This is a genomic window from Enterococcus sp. C46, from assembly GCF_040887565.1.
In the GTDB taxonomy this organism is placed as follows: Bacteria; Bacillota; Bacilli; order Lactobacillales; family Enterococcaceae; genus Enterococcus_B; species Enterococcus_B lactis.
In genome coordinates, this window is sequence record NZ_JBFOGA010000032.1 from 1 (window position 1) to 611 (window position 611).

The following is a 611-nucleotide window of genomic DNA, read 5'->3' on the forward strand; positions in this document are numbered from 1 at the left end:
TTAAGTTATCCATGGAGGTTTAGCTCAGCTGGGAGAGCATCTGCCTTACAAGCAGAGGGTCAGCGGTTCGATCCCGTTAACCTCCATATGAGCCGTTAGCTCAGTTGGTAGAGCATCTGACTTTTAATCAGAGGGTCACAGGTTCGAGCCCTGTACGGCTCATATTTTTGCGGGTGTGGCGGAATTGGCAGACGCACTAGATTTAGGATCTAGCGCCTTACGGCGTGGGGGTTCAAGTCCCTTCACCCGCATAATTTAAGTTTTACATGCCGGCTTAGCTCAGTTGGTAGAGCATCTGATTTGTAATCAGAGGGTCGAGGGTTCAAGTCCTTTAGCCGGCATCTTTAAACACGCGGAAATAGCTCAGTGGTAGAGCACCACCTTGCCAAGGTGGGGGTCGCGGGTTCGAACCCCGTTTTCCGCTTTGCCAAAGCAATCGCGCCGGGGTGGCGGAACTGGCAGACGCACAGGACTTAAAATCCTGCGGTGAGTGATCACCGTACCGGTTCGATTCCGGTCCTCGGCATTTCAAATATGCGCCCATAGCTCAACTGGATAGAGTGTTTGACTACGGATCAAAAGGTTAGGGGTTCGACTCCTCTTGGGCGCGT

Annotated in this window: 7 tRNA genes; all 7 read left to right on the top strand. The window is 52.4% G+C overall.

What is annotated here, in order from left to right:
* The first annotated feature begins 13 nt into the window (after nucleotides 1-13).
* The 7 genes from AB3I27_RS13955 to AB3I27_RS13985 all read left to right on the top strand — a co-directional run bounded on the left by AB3I27_RS13955 (nucleotide 14) and on the right by AB3I27_RS13985 (nucleotide 610).
* Nucleotides 14-86 (top strand) — tRNA-Val (locus AB3I27_RS13955).
* Between the two features lie 3 nt (nucleotides 87-89).
* Nucleotides 90-162, top strand: a tRNA-Lys gene (locus AB3I27_RS13960).
* A gap of 7 nt (nucleotides 163-169) precedes the next feature.
* Nucleotides 170-251 (top strand) — tRNA-Leu (locus AB3I27_RS13965).
* Nucleotides 252-268: 17 nt separating this feature from the next.
* Nucleotides 269-341 (top strand) — tRNA-Thr (locus tag AB3I27_RS13970).
* An 11-nt stretch (nucleotides 342-352) separates the two neighbouring features.
* Nucleotides 353-424 (top strand) — tRNA-Gly (locus AB3I27_RS13975).
* A gap of 16 nt (nucleotides 425-440) precedes the next feature.
* Nucleotides 441-526 (top strand) — tRNA-Leu (locus AB3I27_RS13980).
* 10 nt (nucleotides 527-536) lie between these two features.
* A tRNA-Arg gene (locus AB3I27_RS13985) sits at nucleotides 537-610 on the top strand.
* Nucleotide 611 lies beyond the last annotated feature (1 nt).